Source organism: Pseudomonas sp. GW821-FHT09E04 (genome assembly GCF_059416185.1).
The window spans coordinates 104,672-128,857 of the sequence record NZ_JBWKOR010000010.1; the positions used below are offsets into that span (position 1 = coordinate 104,672).

Here is a 24,186-nt window from a genome sequence, read left to right on the forward strand (position 1 = left end):
GTTGTATCAGGCCACCAGATCGGTGGCGCTGAAGCTGTTTACACCCACCAGCTGGATTTCGAAGTCCGCACCGGCGTTGCCGCTGACGTTGCCCGAAAGCACGTGGTCGACGAAGCGCAGTTGGCCGGCGCCAGTGAAGTCGCCCGCACCGATGAAGGTGAAGCCATTGAAGCCGGCGGTCAGCAGGTTGGCGTCAAACTTCGTCAGGTCGATCTTGTCGCCTTGCGCACTGTTGAAGTCGGTAATGACATCGCGGTTGCTGCCGGTACCCATTTCGTTGACGCCACCGAAAACAAACGTGTCCGCGCCTGCGCCGCCGGTGAGCGTGTCCGCCCCGGCTCCGCCATTGAGGACGTTGTTGTCGGCGTTGCCGATCAGGGTGTTGTTCAGGCTGTTGCCGGTCAGCGCGAACTTGCCGCTGCCCAGCAACGTGGCGTTTTCGACATTCACCAGGTTACTGATGCTCAGATCGACAAGGCTCGATTGCGGTGTGGCGGCGTAGGTGATCAACAGGGTGTCGTTACCTTCGTTGGCCTGTTCCTGAATCAGGGCCAGTTCGCCGGACTGATCGAGGCCATAGGTGTCGTTGCCCTTGCCGCCGATCATGGTGTCCAGGCCTGCACCACCGGACAGCTGGTTGTTGCCGTCGTTGCCGATCAACACGTTGTTCAGTGCGTTGCCCAGGGCAAAGATGTCAGCAGTGCCAGTGAGGGTCAGATTTTCCAGGTTGTTGCCCAGGACATAGTTGATCGAGGACATCACTGTGTCGATCTCGTTTGCCAGGGTACTGGTTTCGCTGACCACGTCGCCGACGTTGTCGACGATGTAGGTGTCATTGCCGGCACCGCCCGCCATGAAGTCTGCCCCGGCGCCACCATCAATAATGTTGCTGTCGGCGTTGCCGATGAGGGTGTTGTTCAGGCTGTTGCCGGTCAGCGTGAAGTTGCCGCTGCCCATCAGGGTGACGTTCTCGACGTTGTGCAGGTTGCTGAGGCTCAGGTCGACGACGTTGGTCTGTGCCGTGGCGGCGTAGGTGATCAACAGGGTGTCAGTACCTTCGTTGGCCAGCTCCTGAATCAGGGCCAGTTCACCGGCCTGATCGAGACCGTAGGTGTCATTGCCCTTGCCACCGATCATGGTGTCGAGACCGGCGCCACCGGACAATTGGTTATTACCGTCGTTGCCGATCAGCACGTTATCCAGCGAGTTACCCAAGGCAAAGATGTCGGCAGCGCCAGTGAGGGTCAGGTTTTCGAGGTTGGCGCCCAGGACATAGCTGACCGAAGCCCGTACGGTATCGATTTCACCGACTACCGTACTGGTTTCGCTGACCACGTCGCCGGCATTGTCGACGATGTACGTGTCGTTACCCGCGCCGCCGATCATGATGTCTGCGCCGGTACCACCGTCGAGAACGTTGTCGCCGCTGTTGCCGATCAAGGTGTTGTTCAGAGCATTGCCGGTACCGTTGAGGTTGTCGGTGCCGGTGAGGGTGAGGTTTTCAACGTTGTTGCCCAGGGTGTAACTGATCGAGGCTTGAACAGTGTCGATTTCGTTCGCCAGGGTGCTGGTTTCGCTGACCACGTCGCCGATATTGTCGACGATGTAGATGTCATTGCCGGCGCCGCCCGCCATGAAGTCCGCACCGGCGCCACCGTCGATGTAGTTGCTGTCAGCGTTGCCGATCAGGGTGTTGTTCAGGGCGTTGCCGTTCAAGCGGAAACTACCGCTGCCCAGCAGGGTGGCGTTCTCGACGTTGCGCAAGTTGCTGAGGTTCAGGTCGACGACATTGGTCTGCAGAGTCGATGCGTAGGTGATCAGCAGCGTGTCGTTGCCTTCGCCGGCCTGTTCCTGGATCAGGGCCAGCTCACCGGCCTGGTCGAGACCGTAGGTGTCATTGCCTTTGCCGCCGATCATGGTGTCCAGACCTGCGCCACCTGAAAGCTGGTTGTTGCCGTCGTTGCCGATCAGCACGTTATCCAGCGCGTTGCCCAGAGCAAATGTATCGCCTGTGCCGGTCAGGGTCAGGTTCTCGAGGTTGGCGCCCAGAACGTAGTTGATCGAGGCCTGCACGGTGTCGATTTCGTTCGCCAGGGTGCTGGTTTCGCTGACCACGTCGCCGACGTTGTCGACGATGTAGGTGTCATTGCCGGTGCCGCCGGCCATGAAGTCCGCGCCGACACCGCCGTCGAGAATGTTATTGCCACTGTTGCCGTTCAACACGTTGTTCAGGGCGTTGCCTGTCGCGTTGATGTTGTCAGTGCCCACCAGCGTAAGGTTTTCGACGTTGTTGCCCAGGGTGTAATTGATGTAGGAGTAAACCAGGTCGATTTCCGTCGCCGAGGTGCCCTCTTCGATAACCACGTCACCGACGTTGTCGACTACATAGGTGTCATTGCCTGCGCCGCCATTGAGGGTGTCCGCGCCAGCTCCGCCGTTCAGAATGTTGTTGTCGGCATTACCGATCAGAACGTTGTTCAGGCTGTTGCCGACCACTGCGAAATTACCGCTGCCCAGCAGTGTCACGTTTTCCACGTTCTGCAGGTTGCTGATGCTCAGATCGACAATCTGCGAGGTGGCGGCATAGGTCAGAAGCAGGGTGTCGGTGCCTTCGTTGGCCAGTTCCTGGATCAGGGCCAGTTCGCCGGACTGATCGAGGCCATAGGTGTCGTTACCCTTGCCACCGATCATGGTGTCCAGACCTGCGCCACCGGACAGCTGGTTGTTGCCGTCGTTGCCGATCAGCACGTTGTTCTGTGCGTTACCCAGGGCAAAGATGTCAGCAGTGCCAGTGAGGGTCAGATTTTCGACGTTGGCGCCCAAGGCGAAATTGACCGAGGACAATACGGTGTCGATCTCGTTTGCCAGGGTACTGGTTTCGCTGACCACGTCACCGATATTGTCGACGATGTAGGTGTCATTGCCCGCGCCGCCCGCCATGAAGTCCGCCCCGGCGCCACCATCGATAATGTTGCTGTCGGCGTTGCCGATGAGGGTGTTGTTCAGGCTGTTGCCGGTCAGCGTGAAGTTGCCGCTGCCCAGCAGAGTGACGTTCTCGATGTTGCGCAGGTTACTGAGGTTCAGGTCGACGGTGCTGGTCTGCGGTGTGGCGGAATAGGTCAGTTGAAGGGTGTCGATGCCCTCGTTTGCCAGTTCCTGAACCAATGCCAGTTCCCCGGCCTGATCCAGTGCGTAGGTGTCATTGCCCTTGCCACCGATCATGGTGTCGAGACCGGCGCCACCGGCGAGCTGGTTGTTGCCGTCGTTGCCGATCAGCACGTTGTCCTGCGAGTTGCCCAAGGCAAAGATGTCGGCAGTGCCGGTGAGGGTCAGGTTCTCGAGGTTGGCGCCCAGAACGAAGCTGACCGAAGCCCGTACGGTATCGATTTCACCGACTACGGTACTGGTTTCGCTGACCACGTCACCGGCATTGTCGACGATGTAGGTGTCATTGCCCGCGCCGCCGATCATGATGTCCGCGCCGGCGCCACCGTTGAGCACGTTGTCGCCGCTGTTGCCGATCAAGGTGTTGTTCAGGGCATTGCCGGTACCATTGAGATTGTCGGTGCCGGTGAGGGTGAGGTTCTCAACGTTGTTGCCCAGGGTGTAACTGATCGAGGCTTGAACAGTGTCGATTTCGCTCGCCAGGGTGCTGGTTTCGCTGACCACGTCGCCGACATTGTCGACGATGTAAATGTCATTGCCAGCGCCGCCCACCATGACATCCGCACCGGCGCCGCCGTCGATGTAGTTGCTGTCGGCGTTGCCGATCAGGGTGTTGTTCAGGGCGTTGCCGTTCAAACGGAAGTTACCGCTGCCCAGCAGGGTGGCGTTCTCGACGTTGAGCAGGTTGTTGAGGTTCAGGTCGACGACGTTGGTCTGCAGGGTCGATGCGTAGGTGATCAGCAGGGTGTCGTTACCTTCGCCGGCCTGCTCCTGGATCAGGGCCAGCTCACCGGCCTGATCGAGACCGTAGGTGTCATTGCCTTTGCCGCCGATCATGGTGTCCAGACCTGCGCCACCAGAGAGCTGGTTGTTGCCGTCGTTGCCGATCAGCACGTTGTTCAGCGCGTTGCCCAGAGCAAACGTATCGCCTGTACCGGTGAGGGTCAGATTCTCGATGTTGGCGCCCAGTGCGAAGCTGACCGAGGCCAGCACGTTGTCGATTTCACCGACGACCGCACTGGTTTCGCTGACCACGTCACCGGCATTGTCGACGATGTAGGTGTCGTTGCCCGCGCCGCCGGCCATGAAGTCCGCGCCGGCACCGCCATCAATGAAGTTGCTGCCACTGTTGCCGACCAGCACGTTGTTCAGCGCATTGCCGGTGGCAGTCAGATTGTCGGTGCCCACCAGCGTAAGGTTTTCGACGTTGTTGCCCAAGGTGTAGCTGATGGAGGAAATGACGGTATCGATTCCCGAGCCGAAGTTCGCGAGCTCAACCACGGTATCGCCGGCGTTATCGACGTAGTAGGTGTCGTTACCGTCACCCCCGGTCATGGAGTCTGCACCTGCCATGCCGTTGAGGGTGTTGTTCAGTGCGTTGCCGATGAGGACGTCATCGAATGCCGAGCCGATGGCATTCTCGATTTTTGCGCCATAGGCAATCGCCAGGCCGTCATTGATCGCAGCCTGGGTGTTCAGGTCAGTGAAGGCCTTGCCGATCTGGCTGTAGGCACCTTCATTCAGGTTGATCTTCACGGCGGCAAGTTGATTGCTGCCATCAATGGTGTCGTTACCGCCGGCATCCCAGATGGTTTCAAAAATCGACTGGTCAGGGGCCCACTTGTAGACGTTGTCGCCGGTCTGCCACATCGTGTTGACGCCATACAGGCTCTGAATCGCGAGGATGTCGAGAACCATCGGTGTCGTCGGCTGGTACGAGTAATTGCTGCTGTAACTCATCACCGTGAAGTGAACGTCGTCCAGTGACGGATCCAGCAGTGTCTTGTTGGTCGAGCTGACGTCGAACGGATGCTTGAGCCCCAGTGCGTGACCGATCTCATGGATGAAGGTCATGACATCATAAGACCCCTTCAGCGGGGTGGCTTCGCCCGTCTGCGGGCCAATCCAGACATCGCCACCGGCCGGGGTGTTGGCAGGGAAATAAGCCCAGGCAGCGGTCTTGTTGTCCATCAGCCGATAGCCGCCGAAGCGCAGGTCACCCACGTTGGTCAGCGTGTCTGTGGTCAGGCTGAAATTGAGATTGGTGACGGCTGCCCAAGTCCCCAGTGAGTAGTTCACTGCCGCCTTCTGACCCGGAGTGAGCTCGTACAGCGCGTTGTATTCGTTGTCGGGGCTGTAGTCAGTGACGAAGTACGAGGTGCCAGGAGCCATGAAGCTATAGCTCAAACTGGTTCCACCTTTGCCCCAGTTGGACCCCAGCCAGTAACTGCCGGCAATGAGGCTGTCGACAGTGGCATTGCCGGTCAGAAAAGCGGGGAAGGTGAAGGAGTAAGTCTTGGGCGTAGGCATGCGGGGATTTCCTGAGTGCGCTGCGGCCCTTCCTGAATGCGACCGCTACAAAAAATGCGATTTTGCACCAGAAACAGGAAGTTTGACATCATTAAGCCATCATTTTTCTGATCGCTGGCGTCAAATAACTGACCGGGCGATCTGTATCGGCCTGTGCAGTAGAATTCTGAAACCAACCTCACTACCGTTCGTCCAGGAATTCCCATGAGTGCGCCCAATTCCATGCTGATTCGCGAAACCTTTCCCGTCGGCCCGCTGCAATGCAACTGCACGATCATCGGTGATCCGGTCACGAAAAAAGCCATTGTCGTCGACCCGGGCGGCAATCCCGATCTGATCATGGCGCGCCTTGATGCGCTGGGTCTGAAAGTGGTGAGCATCATCCACACCCATGCGCACCTCGATCACTTTCTGGCCTCCGGTCAGATGAAAGAGAAAACCGGCGCAACCCTGCACTTGCATAAGGAAGATCAGTTCCTGTGGGACAACCTCGAGATGCAATGCCAGATGTTCGGCGTGCCTTACACCCCGGTGCCGTCACCGGATCGCTGGCTGAGCGACGACGAAGAGCTGGCCTGCGGCTGCGGCGTGGCGCTGCACACACCGGGGCATACGCCCGGTTCCATGAGCTTTTGGTTTTCCGAGGCTAAGCTGTTGATTGCCGGCGACACGTTGTTCCGGCGCGGAGTAGGGCGCACGGATTTGTGGGGCGGCGATCAGGCGACCATCGTGCGATCGATCAAGCAGCGGCTATATACATTGGACGAGGACGCGATCGTTGTGGCTGGACATGGCCCGGACACGCGTCTGGGGGATGAAATGCGGGAAAATCCGTTCGTGCGCGCCTAAACATTTTGTCACGAGTGCGCGGTGGAATTTTTGTGCATTGTCATGATCCAACGCCCGCAATGGTCCATTGCCAAACGGCCGTTGCACCACAGAATGCAAAAAAGTAGGAGCTCTCCATGTTCACCACGCGTCGTTTGATTATTGTCGCTACTGCCGTCGCCGTGCTGTCCGGCTGCGCCTCGCCCAACCCGTATGACAATCAGGGCCAGGCCGACGGCGGCTCCCAGGGCATGAGCAAAACCGCCAAGTACGGTGGCCTCGGCGCACTGGCCGGCGCGTTGGCCGGTGCTGCGATCGACCACAACAACCGCGGCAAGGGCGCCTTGATCGGCGCCGCCGTCGTCGGTGCTTCGGCAGCCGGTTACGGTTACTACGCCGACCAGCAAGAGAAGAAACTGCGCGCCAGCATGGCCAACACCGGTGTCGAGGTGCAGCGTCAGGGCGATCAGATCAAACTGATCATGCCGGGCAACATCACCTTCGCCACCGATTCGGCGAACATCGCCCCAAGCTTCTACCAGCCGCTGAACAACCTGGCCGGCTCGCTCAAGGAGTTCAGCCAGAACCAGATCGAGATCGTCGGCTACACCGACAGCACCGGCAGCCGTCAGCACAACATGGACCTGTCCCAGCGTCGTGCGCAGAGCGTGGCGACCTACCTGACCTCGCAAGGTGTCAGCGGTGCCAACCTGTCGGCCCGCGGTGCCGGCCCGGATAATCCGATTGCCAGCAACGGTGACGTCAACGGTCGGGCGCAGAACCGCCGTGTTGAAGTCAACCTGAAGGCGATCCCGGGCCAGCAGTACGGTGGTCAGCAGCAACAGCAGCCGGGTACGGTTCAGCAGTATCCGTAACCGTCAGGCACAAAAAAGCCCCCGGACAAGTGATTGTCCGGGGGCTTTTTATTTGCGCTGAAGACTGATTACTTCTTCAGGCCGTAATGCTCATCGAGCATGCCCGGCGAGTTTGGAGTCTTCGGCGCGTAGTCGCGCGGCGGCTCCTGATTGCGCGGTGGCGTCAGGCGTTCGCGTGGGGCCTGCGCAGCCTCTGCGTGCAGAGAGGCGAGCAGACGTTGACGGGTCTGTTCGTCCAGGGCCAGGCGATTGGCGCCCTCGGCGAGGTGATCCTGCACTTCCTGATAGCTCTGGGTCAGCTTCTTGACCAGATTGGCGGTGCTGTTGAAGTGGGTCACCACTTCGTTCTGATAACTGTCGAAGCGTTCCTGAATGTCGTCCAGTTGACGCTGTGTGCGGCTGGGCGCGGCGTTCGGCGCAACGCGTGCGATCAGGAAACCAATGGCGACACCCACAACCAGGGCAAGAGTCGGTAACAACCAAACTAAGAGCGAGTGTTCCACGAGTCCTTCCTCTATAAACGGCTTTGCTTTACGTTAACGGCTCGAACCTGCGCTGTATACCGCGATTCACTCGCAATAGATTGGCACAGACAATTTGCTAGACGAGTCGACCCGATTCGAGGTCACGGAGTTCCTTCCTTGCTGATGCGTGAAACCCCTGTAGTGATTGATGGCCCGGTGGGTCAACTTGAAAGTCTGTACCTGGACAACGAGCAGCCGCGCGGCATCGCGCTGATCTGCCATCCCAACCCGGTGCAGGGCGGCACCATGCTCAACAAGGTCGTCTCGACCCTGCAGCGCACCGCGCGCGATGCCGGTCTGATCACCTTGCGCTTCAACTATCGTGGCGTCGGTGCCAGTGAAGGTTCCCATGACATGGGCAGCGGTGAAGTCGATGACGCCCAGGCAGCCGCTGCCTGGTTGCTGGAAAAACACCCGGATCTGCCGCTGACCCTGTTCGGTTTCTCCTTCGGCGGATTTGTTGCAGCAAGTCTCGGCGGTCGACTCGAAGCCCAGGGTGTACAGCTCAAGCACCTGTTCATGGTCGCGCCAGCGGTCATGCGCCTGGGCGATCAGGATCAGTTGCCGCAGCAGGGCGAACTCACGGTGATCCAGCCGGAAACCGACGAAGTGATCGATCCGCAGCTGGTCTACGACTGGTCTGACAAACTCCAGCGCCCCCATGAGCTGCTGAAAGTGGCAGAATGCGGACACTTTTTTCATGGCAAGCTGACCGATCTCAAGGATCTGATCCTGCCGCGTCTCTCGAATTGATTGCAGTCTGACAAGCGATTACCCATGACGAACCGTACCCGCATCCTCACCGGCATCACCACCACCGGCACCCCGCACCTGGGCAACTACGCCGGCGCCATCCGCCCGGCGATTCTCGCCAGCCGCGACAGCAATGCCGACTCGTTCTACTTCCTGGCCGACTATCACGCCCTGATCAAGTGCGATGACCCGCTGCGCATCCAGCGCTCGCGTCTGGAAATCGCCGCGACCTGGCTGGCCGGTGGCCTGGATGTGGACCGCGTGACCTTCTACCGCCAGTCCGACATCCCGGAAATCCCCGAGCTGACCTGGCTGCTGACCTGCGTCGCTGCCAAGGGCCTGCTGAACCGCGCCCACGCCTACAAGGCCTCGGTGGACAAGAACGTCGAGACCGGCGAAGACCCGGATGCCGGCATCACCATGGGCTTGTACAGCTATCCGGTGCTGATGGCAGCGGACATCCTGATGTTCAACGCACACAAGGTGCCGGTCGGTCGTGACCAGATCCAGCACGTGGAAATGGCGCGTGACATCGGCCAGCGTTTCAACCACCTGTTCGGCCAGGGCAAGGAGTTCTTCACCATGCCCGAAGCGCTGATCGAGGAAAGCGTTGCCACCTTGCCGGGCCTGGACGGTCGCAAGATGTCCAAGAGCTACGACAACACCATTCCACTGTTCTCCAGCGCCAAGGAAATGAAGGACGCGATCTCGCGCATCGTTACCGACTCCCGTGCGCCGGGAGAAGCGAAAGATCCTGACAATTCGCACCTGTTCACCCTGTTCCAGGCGTTCTCCACGCCGACGCAGGCCGACGAGTTCCGCAGCGAGCTGCTGGGCGGTCTGGGTTGGGGCGAGGCGAAGAACCGTCTGTTCCAGCTGCTGGACAACGAGTTGGGCGAGTCCCGCGAGCGTTATCACCAGTTGATCGAGCGTCCGGCGGATCTGGAAGACATCCTGCAACACGGCGCCAAGAAGGCCCGTGCGGTAGCGACGCCGTTCCTTAATGAATTGCGTGAAGCGGTTGGCCTGCGCTCGTTCGTCAATCAGGTTCAGGTGGCCGCGACCACCAAGAAGAAGGCTGCGAAAGCCGCGCGTTTCGTCAGTTTCCGCGAAGACGACGGCAGCTTCCGTTTCCGTCTGCTGGCCGCCGATGGCGAGCAATTGCTGCTCTCGCGCAACTTCGCCGACGGCAAGACTGCGGGCCAGGTGACCAAGCAGCTGCAATCGGGTCAGGCGCTGGATGTGCGCAGCGAAGACCTGAGCTTCAGCGTCTGGCTGGAAGGCGAGTGTGTCGGCGACAGCCCGGCGTTCGCCGACGTGGCTGCGCGGGATGCGGCTGTCGAAGCTTTGCGGATCGCTCTGACACCGGTTCAGGAATAATCAACGGGCCGGCCCGACCAAGGGCCGATTGCCATTCCCACGGGCCATCGCTACAGTGACGGCCCGTTTTTGTTGCCTTGCTAACGAATTATGACGCCCCTAGAACGATATCAAGCTGATCTGAAACGCCCGGACTTCTTCCATGACGCGGCGCAGGAAACTGCCGTGCGTCACTTGCAACGCCTGTACGACGATCTGATCGCGGCAGAGCAGAACAAGCCGGGTTTGCTGGGCAAACTGTTTGGCAAAAAGGATCAGACCCCGGTCAAGGGCCTGTACTTCTGGGGCGGCGTGGGTCGCGGCAAGACTTACCTGGTGGACACCTTCTTCGAAGCGCTGCCATTCAAGGAAAAGACCCGTACCCACTTCCACCGCTTCATGAAGCGCGTGCACGAAGAGATGAAGACCCTCGGCGGCGAGAAAAACCCGCTGACCATCATCGCCAAGCGTTTCGCCACTGAATCGCGGGTCATCTGCTTCGATGAATTCTTCGTTTCCGACATCACCGACGCCATGATACTCGGCACGCTGATGGAAGAGCTGTTCAAGAACGGCGTGACCCTGGTCGCCACGTCGAACATCGTGCCGGACGGCTTGTACAAGGACGGCCTGCAACGCGCGCGCTTCCTGCCGGCCATCGCGCTGATCAAGCAGAACACCGAGATCGTCAACGTCGACAGCGGCGTCGACTACCGTCTGCGCCACCTCGAACAAGCGGAGCTGTTCCACTTCCCGCTCGACGAAGCCGCTCATGAAAGCCTGCGCAAGAGCTTCCGTGCGCTGACGCCGGAATGCACGGCTGCCGTGGAAAACGATGTGCTGATCATCGAAAACCGCGAAATCCGCGCGCTGCGCACCTGCGATGACGTGGCCTGGTTCGACTTCCGCGAACTGTGCGACGGCCCGCGTAGCCAGAACGACTACATTGAACTGGGCAAGATTTTCCACGCTGTGTTGCTCAGTGGCGTAGAACAGATGAGCGTCGCTACCGATGATATCGCCCGGCGCTTCATCAACATGGTCGACGAGTTCTACGACCGTAACGTCAAGCTGATCATTTCTGCCGAAGTCGAGTTGAAAGACCTGTACACCGGCGGGCGTCTGACGTTCGAATTCCAGCGGACCCTCAGCCGTCTGCTGGAAATGCAATCCCACGAATTCCTGTCCAGGGCACACAAGCCTTAAGCGGATTCGGCAAACAAAAAGGGCCTGCAGATGCAGGCCCTTTTTTGTGTCTGGTCGAATCGTCAGGCAGCTTGCTGGAACTGCTGTCGATACTGGTTCGGCGACAGTTCGGTGTGCTGGCGGAACAGACGTGCGAAGAAGCTCGCATCGTCGTAGCCGACTTCGTAGCTGATGGTCTTGATGCTCTTGCGGCTGCCGGAGAGCAAGCCCTTGGCGGTCTCGATGCGCAGCCGTTGCAGGTAGTGCAGAGGCTTGTCGCCGGTGGCGGTCTGGAAGCGGCGCATGAAGTTGCGGATGCTCATGCCGTGCTCGCGGGCCACGTCTTCGAAGCGGAACTTGTCGGCGAAATGCTCTTCGAGCCAGTGCTGGATCTGCAGGATGATCACGTCCTGGTGCAGTTTCTGTCCGCCGAAACCGATGCGGCCCGGCGAATAACTGCGCTGCACTTCGTAGAGAATATCGCGGGCTACAGCTTGCGCCACATTGGCGCCGCAGAAGCGTTCGATCAGATAGATGTAAAGGTCGCAGGCCGAGGTGGTGCCGCCGGCGCAGTACAGGTTGTCGGCGTCGGTCAGGTGCTTGTCCTGATTGAGATAGACCTGCGGGAAGCGCTCGGCGAAGGCATTGAAGAAGCGCCAGTAGGTGGTCGCTTCCTTGCCGTTGAGCAGGCCGGCTTCGGCCAGCCAGAACACCCCGGTGGCTTCGCCGCAGAGTACTGCGCCACGGGCGTGTTGTTCGCGCAGCCACGGCAGCACCTGTGGATAACGCTGGCAGAGCGTGTCGAAGTCATCCCAGAACGCTGGAAGGATGATGACGTCGGCGTTTTCCAGGCCGCCGTCCACCGGCATGACCACGTCGCTGAAGCTGTTCACCGGTTTGCCGTCGGGGCTGACCAGGCGGGTTTCGAATGCCGGAGTCAGGCCGTGGCCCAGTTGTTTGCCGTAACGCAGGCTGGCCAGATGGAAGAAATCCTTGGCTTGCATGAGGGTGGAAGCGAAAACCCGGTCGATCGCCAGGATGCTGACGCGCCGCAAGGGCGTGGAGACTTGCTTAGACATAATTCAACTTTTGTTTTTATAAGGGAAAGTGGTCACCAGACGGCTGGATCGTCTTATTTTTTGTCGGATGTGTCCAGTGTCCTGTATCGGAAGCGAGGCTTAGTCTCTGAAGGTCTGATCCCTTCAACAATAAAGAAAAGGTGTCGCATGATCCCCAGAACCCTGTTCAGCTCCGAGCACGAATTGTTCCGCGACAGCGTGCGGACATTCCTTGAAAAAGAGGCCGTGCCGTTCCACGGGCAATGGGAAAAACAAGGCTACATCGACCGCAAATTGTGGAACAAGGCAGGGGAGGCGGGGATGCTCTGCTCACACCTGCCGGAGGAGTACGGCGGGCTGGGGGCGGACTTTCTGTACAGCGCCGTAGTGATCGAGGAAGTCGGACGGCTGGGGCTGACCGGCATCGGTTTCTCGCTGCATTCGGACATCGTCGCGCCGTACATCCTGCATTACGGCAGCGAGGCGTTGAAGCACAAGTACCTGCCGAAACTGGTGTCCGGCGAGATGGTTACGGCCATCGCCATGACCGAGCCAGGCGCGGGTTCCGACTTGCAGGGGGTCAAGACCACCGCCGTGCTGGACGGTGACGAATATGTCATCAACGGTTCGAAAACCTTCATCACCAATGGTTTTCTCGCCGATCTGGTGATCGTCGTCGCCAAGACCGATCCCAAGGCTGGAGCGAAGGGCACCAGTCTGTTCCTGGTGGAGGCGAACACGCCGGGCTTCGACAAGGGCAAGCGCCTGGAGAAGGTCGGAATGAAGGCTCAGGACACGTCGGAATTGTTCTTCCAGGACGTGCGAGTGCCGAAGGAAAACCTGTTGGGTCAGGCCGGGGCCGGGTTTGCCTATCTGATGCAGGAATTGCCGCAGGAGCGTCTGACCGTGGCCATTGGCGGACTGGCCTCGGCCGAGGCGGCGCTGCAATGGACGCTGGAGTACACCCGTGACCGCAAGGCGTTTGGCAAGGCAATCGCCGACTTCCAGAACACGCGCTTCAAGCTGGCGGAAATGGCCACCGAGATTCAGATCGGCAGGGTGTTCGTCGATCGCTGCCTGGAGCTGCACCTGCAAGGCAAGCTCGACGTACCGACTGCCGCGATGGCCAAGTACTGGGGCACCGACCTGCAATGCAAGGTGCTCGACGAGTGCGTGCAGTTGCATGGCGGCTACGGTTTCATGTGGGAGTACCCGGTGGCCCGGGCGTGGGCGGATGCGCGGGTGCAGCGGATCTATGCCGGCACCAACGAAATCATGAAAGAGATCATTGCGCGGTCGCTATGACCTGGGCGCTCCCACGCTTGTGCGTGGGAGCGCGGCTTTTAGCGCCGGATCAAGGCGCCGGGTTCGGATGATCCTTGTGAATCGCTTCAATCCCTTCAAGCACTTCGTCTGAAAGATTCAGATAGAAACTGGCAATGTTGCTGTCCAGCTGCTCAAGTGTCGTCGCCCCGATGATGTTGCTGGTGACGAACGGTTGCTGATTGACGAAGGCCAACGCCATTTGCGCCGGATCCAGGCCGTGTTCCCGGGCGAGTGCCACGTAACGGCTGCACGCCGCTTCCGATTGCGGGTTGAAATAGCGGCTGAAGCGGCTGTAGAGGCTCAGGCGACCTTTTGGCGGACGGGCGCCACCTTCGTACTTGCCCGACAGAAAACCGAACGCCAGCGGCGAATAGGCGAGCAGGCCGCACTGTTCGCGAATGGCGATCTCCGCCAGACCGACTTCGAAGCTGCGGTTGAGCAGGTTGTACGGGTTCTGGATCGACACCGCGCGCGGCCAGCCACGGGCTTCGGCCAAAGCCAAGAAACGCATGGTGCCCCACGGGGTTTCGTTGGACAGGCCGATGTGGCGGATCTTGCCGGCCTTCACTTGCTCGTCGAGCGCTTGGAGGGTGTCCTCGAGCGGGGTGAGGTTGGCTTCGATCTTGTGTTTGTAGCCCAGCTGTCCGAAAAAGTTGGTGCTGCGCTCCGGCCAGTGCAATTGATACAGGTCGATGTAGTCGGTCTGGAGGCGCTTGAGGCTGGCGTCCACGGCTTCGGTGATGTGCTGGCGGTTGTGGCGCAGGTTCTTGTCGCGGATGTAGTCGATGGTGTTGCCGGGGCCGGCGATCTTGCTGGCGAGGATCCAGTCGGCGCGGTCGCCGCGACTCTTGAAGTAATTGCCGATGTAGCGCTCGGTGGTGGCATAGGTTTCGGCTTTCGGCGGCACCGGGTACATCTCGGCGGTGTCAATGAAATTGATCCCGGCGCCCTTGGCCCGTTCGATCTGGGCGAAGGCTTCAGCCTCAGTGTTTTGCTCGCCCCAGGTCATGGTGCCGAGGCAGATTGCACTCACGTTCAGGTCGGTACGGCCTAGCTGGCGATAGTCCATCGGGTGCTCCTTGGGCAAAACAAGCATAAAAGCAGGTTGAAATTTTTTTCGCAATCTGCATAATTGCCGACCTCTTTCTGCAGTGGAAGTGATGCGCCGCCGCCGAAGAATCTTGCCGTTGAACGGACGCGCCGACCCGAGCCCCCGAAAGCGTCTGTATCCGGCTGCCTTTGACTTGTCAAAGTACGCACTATTCAGTAAGATCCGCCGTCTTATTTACAGGCGGCCCCTGAGGCTATAAAGAATGAAAACTTTTACTGCTAAACCGGAAACAGTAAAGCGCGACTGGTTTGTCGTCGACGCTGCTGGTCAGACCCTGGGTCGTCTGGCCACCGAAATCGCGAGCCGTCTGCGTGGCAAGCACAAGCCTGAGTACACTCCTCACGTTGACACCGGCGACTACATCGTCGTAATCAACGCCGAGCAGATCCGTGTTACCGGTGCTAAAACCACTGACAAAATGTACTACTCCCACTCCGGTTTCCCGGGCGGCATCAAGTCGATCAACTTTGAAAAGCTGATCGCCAAAGCCCCTGAGCGCGTGATCGAGACCGCGGTTAAAGGCATGCTGCCTAAGAACCCACTGGGTCGCGACATGTACCGTAAGCTGAAAGTCTATGCGGGCGCTGCACACCCTCATACTGCTCAGCAGCCCCAAGAACTGAAGATTTAACGGAATAGTTCATTATGTCGGCGACTCAAAATTACGGCACTGGCCGTCGCAAGACCGCAACCGCACGCGTTTTCCTGCGTCCGGGTACTGGTAACATCTCCATCAACAACCGTTCGCTGGATTCGTTCTTCGGCCGCGAAACTGCCCGCATGGTAGTTCGTCAGCCGCTGGAACTGACCGAGACTGTCGAGAAATTCGACATCTACGTCACCGTGATCGGCGGTGGTGTAAGTGGTCAAGCTGGCGCAATCCGCCACGGCATCACTCGCGCTCTGATGGACTACGACGAAACCCTGCGTAGCGCTCTACGCAAAGCTGGCTTCGTTACCCGCGATGCCCGTGAAGTTGAACGTAAGAAAGTTGGTCTGCGTAAAGCGCGTAAGCGTCCGCAGTACTCGAAGCGTTAATTTCGCTTCCACGTTCAAAAAGAACGCCCGATTCCTCACGGAACCGGGCGTTTTTTTATGCGTGCGATTTCTCGAATAATTGCGCTGTGACAACTTGCCACATTCGTAGACCCCCTATACTACAAGGCTTGGGGGCCACCCCTCCGGGTAATTACCTTGTCAGAATTGGGGCTTTTCATTACCATTCGGCAAAATTTTTATAAGTACATAGATTCATATTTAGTAGATGCCTGATTTAACAGGCCACAAAGCTGATGGGAGAGGACTGAATGAGCAATGACGGCGTGAATGCAGGCCGGCGTCGCTTCTTGGTAGCAGCCACATCCGTGGTGGGTGCTGCAGGAGCGGTGGGGGCTGCGGTCCCGTTCGTGGGGTCATGGTTTCCCAGTGCCAAGGCGAAAGCTGCCGGTGCACCGGTGAAAGTGAATGTCAGCAAAATCGAGCCCGGACAGCAGATGATTGCTGAATGGCGCGGCCAGCCGGTATTCATTGTTCGCCGTACTGCGGAAATCCTGGGGAATCTCAAGAAGATCGAGGGCCAGCTCTCCGATCCGACCTCCAAAAACTCCACGCAACCTACCTATGTCGACCCTGAAGTGCGTTCGATCAAGCCGGAAATTCTGCTGCTGATCGGGATCTGCACTCACCTGGGTTGCTCACCGACCTTCCGTCCCGAAGTGGCACCCGCGGATCTGGGAAAAGACTGGGTAGGCGGCTATTTCTGCCCTTGCCACGGTTCCCACTACGATCTGGCTGGCCGCGTCTACAAGTCGCAACCTGCGCCTTTGAACCTGCCAGTACCCCCGCATTCCTATGAGACCGATGACCTGATTGTCATTGGCGTCGATACGGAGAAAGCGTGATGAGCAAGTTCATGGATTGGGTTGATGCGCGCTTCCCCGCCACCAAGATGTGGGAAGACCATCTCAGCAAGTATTACGCACCAAAAAACTTCAACTTCTTCTACTTCTTCGGCTCGCTGGCGTTGCTCGTTCTGGTCAATCAGATCGTCACCGGTGTCTGGCTGACCATGAGCTACACCCCATCGGCGGAAGAGGCGTTCGCTTCCGTTGAAGGCATTATGCGTGACGTCAGTTACGGCTCGATCTTGCGTCTGTTGCACGCCGTCGGCGCTTCGATGTTCTTTATCGTGGTCTATCTGCACATGTTCCGTGGCCTGCTCTACGGTTCGTACCAGAAACCGCGTGAGTTGGTCTGGGTGTTTGGCATGCTGATCTACCTGGCGCTGATGGCTGAGGCCTTCATGGGTTATCTGCTGCCATGGGGCCAGATGTCCTACTGGGGCGCCCAGGTGATCATCTCGCTGTTCGGCGCGATTCCGGTCATCGGCAACGACCTGACCCAGTGGATTCGTGGTGACTACCTGATTTCCGGAATCACCCTGAACCGCTTCTTCGCCCTGCACGTTGTGGCCCTGCCGATCGTGATTCTCGGTCTGGTGGTGCTGCACATCCTGGCGTTGCACGAAGTCGGTTCGAACAACCCGGACGGCGTGGACATCAAGAAGCACAAAGACGAAAACGGTATCCCGCTGGACGGCATCGCCTTCCACCCGTACTACACCGTGAAAGACATTGTCGGCGTGGTGGTGTTCCTGTTCATCTTCTGCTTCATCGTGTTCTTCTTCCCGGAAATGGGCGGTTACTTCCTCGAAAAGCCAAACTTCGAGCCGGCTAACCCGTTCAAGACGCCAGAGCACATTGCACCGGTCTGGTACTTCACGCCGTTCTACGCGATCTTGCGTGCGGTACCGGACAAGCTCATGGGGGTTATTGCCATGGGGGCCTCGATTGCCTTTCTGTTTGTCTTGCCATGGCTCGACCGCAGTCCGGTCAAGTCGATGCGCTACAAAGGCTGGATGAGCAAAATCTGGCTGGTGGTGTTCTGCATTTCCTTCGTGATCCTCGGCATTCTGGGTGTTCTTGCGCCGACGCCGGAGCGCACGCTGGTATCGCAGATCTGCACCTTCCTGTACTTCGCCTACTTCATTCTGATGCCGTTCTACACCAGGCTCGAGAAGACCAAACCGGTTCCGGAAAGGGTGACTGGCTGATGAAAAAGTTATTTTTTGCTCTGATTTTTGCTGCGCTGCCTGTGCTGTCTTTCGCCGCCGAACACGGTGGTCCGGAGCTGGAAAAAGTCGACATCGACGTTTCCGACAAGGCTGCCCTGCAGGATGGTGCGCGTACCTTCGCCAACTATTGCATGGGTTGCCACAGCGCCAAATTCCAGCGTTACGAGCGTGTTGCCGATGACCTCGACGTACCGCATGATCTGATGCTGCAGAAACTGGTGTTCACTGGCGCCAAGATCGGCGATCACATGACCATCGGCATGCAGCCGGCCGACGCCAAGACCTGGTTCGGCGCCGCGCCGCCGGACCTGACTCTGGTGGCTCGTGTTCGTGGCACTGACTGGCTCTACGGTTACCTCAAGTCATTCTACGAAGATCCTGCGCGTCCATGGGGCGTGAACAACAAGGTCTTCCCGAACGTCGGCATGCCAAACGTGCTGGTCGGCCTGCAAGGTCGTCAGGTCGTGGGTTGCAAGCAGGTGCAGATCGTCGAAAACGGCAAGAAGCAATATGACCCGCTGACCGGTACGCCTCTGACTCATGAAGCGTGCGATCAGTTGACCATCGTGCCGAAAACCGGAGCCCTGAACGAAGAGCAGTTCGATGAGAAGGTCAAGAATCTGGTAACCTTCCTGGCTTACTCGGCTAACCCGGTTAAGCTGCAACATCAGCGCATCGGTACTTACGTCTTGCTGTACCTGGCGTTCTTCTTTGTGTTCGCCTACCTGCTCAAGCGTGAATACTGGAAAGACGTGCACTGATAACGCTTCAAGCAATTGCTGTTAATCGCGCGCGCCCAAGGGCGCCTCTGAAAACGCAACGCCTGGTCTGTCAGGTGTTGCGGGAGGCGCCCTCTGGGCGCGCGCGTTTTTCCGGCTCCGACAATTTCAACAAGCGAGGAGGATCGCCATGGGCGTGACCAATCGGTTGGCCTGTTACTCCGACCCCGCCGACCACTATTCCCACCGAGTGCGCATCGTGCTTGCAGAGAAGGGTGTCAGCGCCGAAATCATTTATGTGGAGGCTGGTCGTCAGCCGCCTAAACTGATTGAGGTGAACCCTTACGGGAGTCTCCCGACGCTGGTCGATCGCGACCTGGCGTTGTGGGAGTCGACCGTGGTGATGGAATATCTGGATGAGCGTTACCCGCATCCGCCATTGATGCCGGTGTACCCGGTGGCGCGTGCCAACAGTCGTCTGTTGATACACCGTATCCAGCGCGACTGGTGTGGTCTGGTGGATCTGATTCTGGATTCACGCACCAAGGAAGCCGCGCGTGTCGTGGCGCGCAAGGAATTGCGCGAAAGCCTGACGGGCGTGTCGCCGTTGTTTGCCGACAAGCCGTTTTTCCTCAGTGAGGAACAAAGTCTGGTGGATTGCTGCCTATTGCCAATACTCTGGCGTTTGCCGATTCTGGGTATAGAACTGCCGCGGCCAGCCAAGCCGCTGCTTGATTATATGGAGCGTCAGTTTGCGCGTGAGGCTTTCCAGGCGAGTCTGTCTGGTGTCGAACGCGACATGCGCTAAGGCTTAAGGAGCCGCTATGAACTCCAGTCGACCTTATCTGGTCCGCGCGCTCTACGAGTGGATTGTGGATAACGATTGCACCCCGCACATGCTGGTCAATTCCGAATACCCGGCAGTGCAGGTGCCGCAGGGTTTTGCCAGTGACGGGCAGATTGTCCTGAACATTTCGCCGAGTGCCGTGCGTCATCTGCACATGGACAACGACGTCGTGACCTTCGAAGGTCGCTTCGGTGGCGTTCCGCACAGCCTGTATGTGCCGATTGCCGCGATCCTGGGTATTTATGCCCGGGAGAACGGTCAGGGCATGGTGTTCGATCTGGAGTCGCCGATGGATGACGAAGACGAGATCGAACAGGATGACGATATTCCGCCGCCGGACAGCGAGCCGCCGCGCCCAAGCGGTCGGCCAAGCCTGAAAGTGGTGAAGTAATAAAAAAGGCGATCCAACCGGATCGCCTTTTTTGTGCCTGCGCTTTGCGTATCAGTCGATGTATTCGAACAGCTTCACAATTTTCTGCACGCCGGAAACACCCTGCACCAGGTTGGTGGCCTGGGCCGCTTCCTGTTTGGTCAGCAGGCCGAGCAGATAGACGATACCGTTCTCGGTCACGACCTTGATGCGTGAGCCGGGAATGTTGGCGTCGGCAAGCATCTGGGTTTTGATCTTGGTCGTCAGCCAGGAGTCATTCTGGCGGGCGAGGAAACTTGAAGGTGCAATCAATTGCAACTCGTTGTGCACCGTCTTCACTCGTTGCACGTTGGCGGCAGCCTGTTCGGCCTTGGCTTTGAGGTCTGCGTTCTCGGTCTGGCCAGCCAAGAGCACGACGCCGTTGAAGCTGGTGACGACGATGTGCGATTTTTTGTCCATGTTCGGATCGGCCTTGGACACATTGACGCCGACTTTGGTTTCGATCAGTGAGTCGTCGATCTTGCTGCCGAAGGTGCGGGTGCCGCGATCGTCTTCGATCGGTGCTTCGCGGCTGGCATTCACCACGGAGGTGCAGCCAGTAATTCCGAGGCACAGGGTCAAGGCCAGAAGGCCAAGGCGATTAGGGGTCATTCTTCACTCCCGAACAGTTGGCTGTCGATCAGATCGCAAAGGCAATGGATCGCCAGCAAGTGGACTTCCTGAATACGTGCGGTGACGTTGGCCGGTACGCGAATCTCGACGTCCTCGGGCAACAGCAACGACGCCATGCCGCCGCCATCGCGGCCGGTCAATGCTACGACAATCATTTCGCGATCATGTGCGGCCTGGATCGCTTGAATAATGTTCGCCGAGTTACCGCTGGTCGAAATCGCCAGCAATACATCGCCTGGCTGACCGAGCGCGCGGATCTGCTTGGAGAACACTTCGTTGTAGCTGTAGTCGTTGGCGATCGAGGTGATGGTCGAGCTGTCGGTGGTCAGGGCGATAGCCGGCAGGCTCGGGCGCTCGCGCTCGAAACGGTTGAGCAGTTCCGAGGAGAAGTGCTGGGCGTCGCCGGCCGAACCGCCGTTGCCGCACGAGAGCATCTTCCCCTCGTTGAGCAAGGCGTTGACCATCACTTGGCTGGCTTGCTCGATGTGCGGTGCAAGTACGTCCATCGCCTGTTGCTTGGTGTCGATACTGGCCTGAAAAAGCTGGCGAATTCGGGATTGCATGTCCATCTGTGTGACCTTAATTAGCGCGGCTGTCCGGCACGTGAATGTGCAGCCCGCAAAGCAAAGAGCAAAAGTGTTGAGTGAAAATGTCCAGGTTGGCGCAGGCGCTCAACTGTCGAACGCATTCTGCAACCAGTTCAGCTGACCCTGGTGGCTGTCGATGGCCACCACGTCGAAGCGGCAGGGGGAATTGGCCCAACGCGACTCGCGCTGAAGAAAATACTGTGCGGCGAAAATCAGTTTCTGCCGTTTGCGCCCGTCGATACTGTCGAGCGCTCCACCCCATTGAGTGTTCTTTCGGTAACGTACTTCGACGAATACTACTGTATCGCCATCAAGCATGACCAGATCAAGCTCGCCGCGTTTGCATAACCAGTTCTGCGCCAGCAGGCGCAGACCCTGGTGTTGCAGATGCTCGAGCGCCTGGCGCTCGGCATCCTTGCCGCTTTGCAGGTTTGACCTGTCGGGCATCAGCGCGGAGTGTCCGGCAGGCGCTGAACCTGACCACTGACGAACTGAGCCCATGGCAGTTGACGCACGACGCGTTGTGTCTGAGTCATGCCCAGGCTACCCGACAGACCATCGATGCGGCTGTCCGGCAGCGCCTTGAGTTGATCAAGGCGTGGTGCCAGGCGGTAGGCATCAACACCCATCGCATACAGGCGGCCGAGGCTGCCGGAGGCTTGTGGCCACTGTGCGGTGACCTGCTTGCGCAGCGGATCGTTGGCATCCAGCAACCATGGGGTCTCGCAGAAGCGCACACCGTTCATGTCGTTGTACTGGTTCACGTCGCCGCTGGCGCTGAACACATGGGAGGTCGCGTAGACCGGCACGTCGCCAGCGTACTGGAAGTTCAGGGTCGGCTTGATCTGCTGCGCCTGTTGCGGGGTCGCGGCGAGGAAGATGAACTCGATGTCCTGGCGGCGCGAAGGCTGGGCGGCGACGTTCGTGCCGGCAGCATTCTGCAGGCTCTTGGCGCGGGCTTCGCTCTGGCGCAGCTGGAACATGTCGGCGATCTGCTGGGCCAGTTGCACAGGCTGATCGACGCGCTCGGTGGCGACGATGCTGCCGCCATTGGCTTGCCAGTCCTGGCTGAACGCACGCAGGACGCGGTCGCCCCATTCGCCTTTCGGCACCATGATCGCGGCGCGGTGCAGACCGTCGGCACGGGCGCGGCGGGACACTTCGCGGGCTTCGTCTTCAGCGGCCAGGCCGAACTGGAACAGTTGCGCCGGGCCTTGGTCGCCTTCGCTGTAGTTCAGCGCGAGGGTGGTGATCGGCAGTTGCGGGCGGGTGCTCAGCTGTTTGACCAGTGGTTTTTCCAGTGGCCCGACAACCAGTTGCACGCCGTCGGCCTGGGCCTTGCGGTAGAACTCGTCCATGTTGGTCAGGTGCGAGCTGTCGTAGAACACGATGGCCGGTGGTTTCTGACCCGCTTGCTGAGCCTGGTAGTGCGCGGCCATGAAGCCGTCACGCAGGGCCTTGCCGACCGAGGCCAGTTGGCCATCCTGCGGCAGCAGCAGGGCGATCTTGCTCAACGGCTGGCTGGCCAGTTCCTTGAGCTTGGTCAGTGGCAGCGGCAGGTTGATCGCGGCCGGGTGTTTCGGGTGCTGCGAGCGCCAAGCGTCGATGGCGGCTTGCTGTTGCTCGAGGGTGCCGGCAGTTTTCACTGCCAGAGCCAGGCTCATCCAGCCGCCGAGGTCATCGGTAGTGTTCGGTTGCAGTTGATCGGTCGGCAGCGATGCAATCAGGGTCCAGATCGCTTCGTGGTTCTTGCTGGCGGCTTCGCCTTCCAGCATCGGTGCGATGAAGATGCGCTCGCGAGCGGCAGCCAGTGTCTGGCCATCGGCTTCAAGGGCGCGGGCGTGAACGGTGCCGGCGCGAACTTGCAGCGGTATCGACATTTCGCTCAGGCGTTGCAGGCTTGGATGGTTCAAGGCTGCCAGCGCGGCTTTCGGCTGGTTGCGGGTCATGGCCAGTTCAGCGGCCAAGGTGCTGGCGAATGCCTGCTGGCCCGGCTGGAGCTGTTCCATCGGCACTTGTTGCAGGATTTGCGCGGACTGTCCGGCATTGCCTTGACGGTAAGCCATGTCCGCCGCACTCAGGCGCAGCAGTGCAGCCTTGTCCGGCGATTTGGCCTGGGCGGCCTGTTCGAGCAGTTGCTCGATGCTGGCATCCGGAGTCCGTGGAAGTTCGCCAAGGCTGGAGGAAGGGGAGCTGGCGCAAGCCGCCAGCAAGGCAGCGAGGCAGAGGGCAGTGAACAGCCGCAGGCAAGCGATCATGTAAGTGTTCCTGATACTCGATCAAATTAGCGTCGAATTGTACCCAAGCGCTGGCCGGGGCGCGATGTTACTGGCGTGAAACCGTCAATTTAGCTGATACAAATGTTGCGCGACCGCACAATGGTGCGACAAACCGTGTCTGCCGCGACCGCATCGCCGGTCGCTCGACGCGCTACAATGGCGGTTTTTACCGATCATGAGGTGTGCGCTTTGACTGCTCCAGGTGCTTTGAATTCCGCTATGGGCTCGCTTTATGTGGTGGCGACGCCCATCGGCAACCTGGATGACATCAGCGCCCGGGCGTTGAAAATCCTGCGCGAAGTGGCGCTGATTGCCGCCGAAGACACGCGCCATTCCCAGCGTCTGATGCAGCACTTCGGCATCACTACACCGCTGGCGGCCTGTCACGAACACAATGAGCGTGACGAAGGCAGTCGCTTCATCACCCGTCTGTTGGCTGGCGATAACGTGGCGCTGATTTCCGATGCCGGTACGCCGCTGATTTCCGATCCGGGTTATCACCTGGTGCGTCAGGCTCGTGCCGCCGGGATCAATGTGGTGCCGGTACCGGGTGCTTGCGCGTTGATTGCGGCGCTGTCGGCTGCCGGTCTGCCGTCCGATCGTTTCATCTTTGAAGGCTTTCTGCCGGCCAAGGCGGTGGGGCGCAAGGCGCGTCTTGAGGCGATCAAGGAAGAGCCGCGCACGCTGATTTTCTACGAGGCGCCTCATCGTATTCTCGAGTGTCTGCAGGATATGGAAGCCGTGTTTGGCGCTGATCGCCCGGCATTGCTCGCCCGTGAAATCACCAAAACCTTTGAAACGCTCAAGGGCCTGCCGCTGGCCGAGTTGCGCGCATTCGTCGAGGCGGACAGCAATCAGCAGCGTGGCGAATGTGTTGTTGTAGTGGCTGGCTGGACTGCGCCGGAATCCGAAGATGCCGTCAGCAGCGAGGCGATGCGCATCCTCAATCTGTTGCTCGAAGAGATGCCGCTCAAGCGTGCCGCGGCTCTGGCGGCGCAAATCACCGGTGAGCGCAAAAACGTGCTGTATCAGGTCGCGCTGGATCAGCAAAAAGACGCGTAACCCGTCGCGCAGACCGGTTTGCG

The 24,186-nt window shown here is 59.2% G+C and carries 22 protein-coding genes; 14 read left to right on the forward strand and 8 right to left on the reverse strand.

The annotated features are described in order from the left end of the window. Positions 1-6: 6 nt before the first annotated feature. Positions 7-5,475, reverse strand: coding sequence for a M10 family metallopeptidase C-terminal domain-containing protein (locus AC07N4_RS28475; RefSeq protein WP_493066594.1), 5,469 nt, complete (start codon positions 5,473-5,475; stop codon positions 7-9). Between the two features lie 204 nt (positions 5,476-5,679). On the opposite strand from AC07N4_RS28475, the gene AC07N4_RS28480 reads away from it, so the two are divergent. Both AC07N4_RS28480 and AC07N4_RS28485 read left to right on the forward strand, forming a co-directional pair. Next, positions 5,680-6,324, forward strand: coding sequence for an MBL fold metallo-hydrolase (locus AC07N4_RS28480; protein WP_096822849.1), 645 nt, complete (start codon positions 5,680-5,682; stop codon positions 6,322-6,324). A 116-nt stretch (positions 6,325-6,440) separates the two neighbouring features. After that, entirely contained in the window at positions 6,441-7,178 is a 738-nt protein-coding gene (locus AC07N4_RS28485) for a YiaD family glycine zipper/OmpA-like lipoprotein (protein WP_096822848.1), read from the forward strand. A gap of 68 nt (positions 7,179-7,246) precedes the next feature. Here AC07N4_RS28485 and AC07N4_RS28490 read toward each other — a convergent pair whose 3' ends face one another. Further along, positions 7,247-7,681: a Z-ring associated ZapG family protein gene (locus AC07N4_RS28490; protein WP_096822847.1), complete on the reverse strand. Its 435-nt coding sequence runs from the start codon at positions 7,679-7,681 to the stop codon at positions 7,247-7,249. Positions 7,682-7,825: 144 nt separating this feature from the next. Here AC07N4_RS28490 and AC07N4_RS28495 point away from each other — a divergent pair, with 144 nt between their 5' ends. From AC07N4_RS28495 to zapE, 3 genes are all read left to right on the forward strand, one after another. Further along, entirely contained in the window at positions 7,826-8,455 is a 630-nt protein-coding gene (locus AC07N4_RS28495) for an alpha/beta hydrolase (protein WP_096822852.1), read from the forward strand. A 24-nt stretch (positions 8,456-8,479) separates the two neighbouring features. Next, a complete protein-coding gene (locus AC07N4_RS28500) occupies positions 8,480-9,835 on the forward strand; it encodes a tryptophan--tRNA ligase (RefSeq protein WP_102621239.1) in 1,356 nt (451 codons plus the stop codon). 90 nt (positions 9,836-9,925) lie between these two features. Beyond that, entirely contained in the window at positions 9,926-11,020 is a 1,095-nt protein-coding gene (zapE, locus tag AC07N4_RS28505; protein ID WP_045121816.1) for a cell division protein ZapE, read from the forward strand. Positions 11,021-11,082: 62 nt separating this feature from the next. Here zapE and AC07N4_RS28510 read toward each other — a convergent pair whose 3' ends face one another. Next, positions 11,083-11,979, reverse strand: a complete 897-nt coding sequence (locus AC07N4_RS28510; protein WP_173861364.1) for a GlxA family transcriptional regulator — start codon at positions 11,977-11,979, stop codon at positions 11,083-11,085. A 246-nt stretch (positions 11,980-12,225) separates the two neighbouring features. Here AC07N4_RS28510 and AC07N4_RS28515 point away from each other — a divergent pair, with 246 nt between their 5' ends. Beyond that, positions 12,226-13,362 (forward strand): acyl-CoA dehydrogenase family protein, encoded by a 1,137-nt coding sequence (locus tag AC07N4_RS28515; protein WP_096822844.1) that lies wholly within the window; start codon positions 12,226-12,228, stop codon positions 13,360-13,362. Between the two features lie 49 nt (positions 13,363-13,411). Here the strand turns inward: AC07N4_RS28515 and AC07N4_RS28520 are convergent, their stop codons facing one another. Beyond that, positions 13,412-14,452, reverse strand: coding sequence for an NADP(H)-dependent aldo-keto reductase (locus AC07N4_RS28520; RefSeq protein ID WP_493066593.1), 1,041 nt, complete (start codon positions 14,450-14,452; stop codon positions 13,412-13,414). A 244-nt stretch (positions 14,453-14,696) separates the two neighbouring features. Here AC07N4_RS28520 and rplM point away from each other — a divergent pair, with 244 nt between their 5' ends. The 7 genes from rplM to AC07N4_RS28555 all read left to right on the forward strand — a co-directional run bounded on the left by rplM (position 14,697) and on the right by AC07N4_RS28555 (position 19,584). Beyond that, complete coding sequence (gene rplM / locus AC07N4_RS28525; protein ID WP_003228062.1) at positions 14,697-15,125, forward strand: 50S ribosomal protein L13; 429 nt, start codon at positions 14,697-14,699, stop codon at positions 15,123-15,125. 14 nt (positions 15,126-15,139) lie between these two features. Then, positions 15,140-15,532 (forward strand): 30S ribosomal protein S9, encoded by a 393-nt coding sequence (rpsI, locus tag AC07N4_RS28530; protein ID WP_007961615.1) that lies wholly within the window; start codon positions 15,140-15,142, stop codon positions 15,530-15,532. 269 nt (positions 15,533-15,801) lie between these two features. Then, positions 15,802-16,395: a ubiquinol-cytochrome c reductase iron-sulfur subunit gene (gene petA / locus AC07N4_RS28535; RefSeq protein WP_003228055.1), complete on the forward strand. Its 594-nt coding sequence runs from the start codon at positions 15,802-15,804 to the stop codon at positions 16,393-16,395. Then, the gene (locus AC07N4_RS28540; protein WP_102621240.1) at positions 16,395-17,606 is read left to right on the forward strand and encodes a cytochrome b; all 1,212 of its coding nucleotides are present in this window, start codon (positions 16,395-16,397) and stop codon (positions 17,604-17,606) included. Before petA ends, AC07N4_RS28540 begins: the two co-directional genes overlap by 1 nt. Next, a complete protein-coding gene (locus tag AC07N4_RS28545) occupies positions 17,606-18,388 on the forward strand; it encodes a cytochrome c1 (protein ID WP_102621241.1) in 783 nt (260 codons plus the stop codon). The genes AC07N4_RS28540 and AC07N4_RS28545 overlap by 1 nt, the downstream gene beginning before the upstream one ends. A gap of 148 nt (positions 18,389-18,536) precedes the next feature. Continuing rightward, positions 18,537-19,154: a glutathione S-transferase N-terminal domain-containing protein gene (locus AC07N4_RS28550; RefSeq protein WP_096822840.1), complete on the forward strand. Its 618-nt coding sequence runs from the start codon at positions 18,537-18,539 to the stop codon at positions 19,152-19,154. 16 nt (positions 19,155-19,170) lie between these two features. Further along, complete coding sequence (locus AC07N4_RS28555) at positions 19,171-19,584, forward strand: ClpXP protease specificity-enhancing factor (RefSeq protein ID WP_065261496.1); 414 nt, start codon at positions 19,171-19,173, stop codon at positions 19,582-19,584. A gap of 51 nt (positions 19,585-19,635) precedes the next feature. Here AC07N4_RS28555 and AC07N4_RS28560 read toward each other — a convergent pair whose 3' ends face one another. The 4 genes from AC07N4_RS28560 to AC07N4_RS28575 all read right to left on the reverse strand — a co-directional run bounded on the left by AC07N4_RS28560 (position 19,636) and on the right by AC07N4_RS28575 (position 23,080). After that, positions 19,636-20,214 carry a BON domain-containing protein gene (locus AC07N4_RS28560; protein ID WP_096822839.1) on the reverse strand — a complete coding sequence of 193 codons (579 nt, stop codon included), beginning with the start codon at positions 20,212-20,214 and terminating at the stop codon, positions 19,636-19,638. Then, positions 20,211-20,804 (reverse strand): phosphoheptose isomerase, encoded by a 594-nt coding sequence (locus tag AC07N4_RS28565; RefSeq protein ID WP_007928463.1) that lies wholly within the window; start codon positions 20,802-20,804, stop codon positions 20,211-20,213. Before AC07N4_RS28565 ends, AC07N4_RS28560 begins: the two co-directional genes overlap by 4 nt. Positions 20,805-20,906: 102 nt before the next feature. Then, positions 20,907-21,269 (reverse strand): YraN family protein, encoded by a 363-nt coding sequence (locus tag AC07N4_RS28570; protein ID WP_102621243.1) that lies wholly within the window; start codon positions 21,267-21,269, stop codon positions 20,907-20,909. Then, positions 21,269-23,080: a penicillin-binding protein activator gene (locus AC07N4_RS28575; RefSeq protein WP_096822837.1), complete on the reverse strand. Its 1,812-nt coding sequence runs from the start codon at positions 23,078-23,080 to the stop codon at positions 21,269-21,271. The genes AC07N4_RS28570 and AC07N4_RS28575 overlap by 1 nt, the downstream gene beginning before the upstream one ends. Before the next feature lie 240 nt (positions 23,081-23,320). Here AC07N4_RS28575 and rsmI point away from each other — a divergent pair, with 240 nt between their 5' ends. Further along, the gene (gene rsmI / locus AC07N4_RS28580; RefSeq protein ID WP_173861362.1) at positions 23,321-24,163 is read left to right on the forward strand and encodes a 16S rRNA (cytidine(1402)-2'-O)-methyltransferase; all 843 of its coding nucleotides are present in this window, start codon (positions 23,321-23,323) and stop codon (positions 24,161-24,163) included. Positions 24,164-24,186 lie beyond the last annotated feature (23 nt).

Excerpts from the sequence above, each read along its gene's own strand:
- AC07N4_RS28475 (WP_493066594.1), bottom strand. The coding sequence starts at position 5,475 with ATGCCTACGCCCAAGACTTACTCCTTCACCTTCCCCGCTTTTCTGACC.
- AC07N4_RS28480 (WP_096822849.1), top strand. The coding sequence starts at position 5,680 with ATGAGTGCGCCCAATTCCATGCTGATTCGCGAAACCTTTCCCGTCGGC.
- AC07N4_RS28485 (WP_096822848.1), top strand. The coding sequence starts at position 6,441 with ATGTTCACCACGCGTCGTTTGATTATTGTCGCTACTGCCGTCGCCGTG.
- AC07N4_RS28495 (WP_096822852.1), top strand. The coding sequence starts at position 7,826 with ATGCGTGAAACCCCTGTAGTGATTGATGGCCCGGTGGGTCAACTTGAA.
- AC07N4_RS28500 (WP_102621239.1), top strand. The coding sequence starts at position 8,480 with ATGACGAACCGTACCCGCATCCTCACCGGCATCACCACCACCGGCACC.
- zapE (WP_045121816.1), top strand. The coding sequence starts at position 9,926 with ATGACGCCCCTAGAACGATATCAAGCTGATCTGAAACGCCCGGACTTC.
- AC07N4_RS28515 (WP_096822844.1), top strand. The coding sequence starts at position 12,226 with ATGATCCCCAGAACCCTGTTCAGCTCCGAGCACGAATTGTTCCGCGAC.
- AC07N4_RS28520 (WP_493066593.1), bottom strand. The coding sequence starts at position 14,452 with ATGGACTATCGCCAGCTAGGCCGTACCGACCTGAACGTGAGTGCAATC.
- rplM (WP_003228062.1), top strand. The coding sequence starts at position 14,697 with ATGAAAACTTTTACTGCTAAACCGGAAACAGTAAAGCGCGACTGGTTT.
- rpsI (WP_007961615.1), top strand. The coding sequence starts at position 15,140 with ATGTCGGCGACTCAAAATTACGGCACTGGCCGTCGCAAGACCGCAACC.
- petA (WP_003228055.1), top strand. The coding sequence starts at position 15,802 with ATGAGCAATGACGGCGTGAATGCAGGCCGGCGTCGCTTCTTGGTAGCA.
- AC07N4_RS28540 (WP_102621240.1), top strand. The coding sequence starts at position 16,395 with ATGAGCAAGTTCATGGATTGGGTTGATGCGCGCTTCCCCGCCACCAAG.
- AC07N4_RS28545 (WP_102621241.1), top strand. The coding sequence starts at position 17,606 with ATGAAAAAGTTATTTTTTGCTCTGATTTTTGCTGCGCTGCCTGTGCTG.
- AC07N4_RS28550 (WP_096822840.1), top strand. The coding sequence starts at position 18,537 with ATGGGCGTGACCAATCGGTTGGCCTGTTACTCCGACCCCGCCGACCAC.
- AC07N4_RS28555 (WP_065261496.1), top strand. The coding sequence starts at position 19,171 with ATGAACTCCAGTCGACCTTATCTGGTCCGCGCGCTCTACGAGTGGATT.
- AC07N4_RS28560 (WP_096822839.1), bottom strand. The coding sequence starts at position 20,214 with ATGACCCCTAATCGCCTTGGCCTTCTGGCCTTGACCCTGTGCCTCGGA.
- AC07N4_RS28565 (WP_007928463.1), bottom strand. The coding sequence starts at position 20,804 with ATGGACATGCAATCCCGAATTCGCCAGCTTTTTCAGGCCAGTATCGAC.
- AC07N4_RS28570 (WP_102621243.1), bottom strand. The coding sequence starts at position 21,269 with ATGCCCGACAGGTCAAACCTGCAAAGCGGCAAGGATGCCGAGCGCCAG.
- AC07N4_RS28575 (WP_096822837.1), bottom strand. The coding sequence starts at position 23,080 with ATGATCGCTTGCCTGCGGCTGTTCACTGCCCTCTGCCTCGCTGCCTTG.
- rsmI (WP_173861362.1), top strand. The coding sequence starts at position 23,321 with ATGGGCTCGCTTTATGTGGTGGCGACGCCCATCGGCAACCTGGATGAC.